Here is a 254-nt window from a genome sequence, read left to right on the forward strand (position 1 = left end):
GGTGTGCCTGGCCGAGGACCCGCGGCACGATGCGGAAGCTCACCGGTGCCTGGTAGTTGCGCCGTTCACTCGTCCCGCCTGCAAGAAGTGTGCGCAGGCCACGCAAAGCCGCTGCTTCATGCTCGTCGCCCCAGAGTGTTTCGAGCGCTGCGTCATAATGCTCGAGCGGCGCCCGGAACGCTTCGATTGAAAGGGCAAAGACCTGCTCGACCCGTCGCAGGCGTCGCCTGGCGGCAAGCGCACTGTCGGCAAGG

General features: G+C 66.1%; 1 protein-coding gene. It reads right to left on the reverse strand.

The features are described from left to right. The coding region (locus NLU14_RS22485; RefSeq protein ID WP_275710794.1) for an aromatic amino acid lyase at positions 1-254 on the reverse strand (254 nt) is incomplete at both ends.

It is taken from the genome of Marinobacter iranensis, from assembly GCF_029207565.1.
Lineage (GTDB): Bacteria > Pseudomonadota > Gammaproteobacteria > Pseudomonadales > Oleiphilaceae > Marinobacter > Marinobacter iranensis.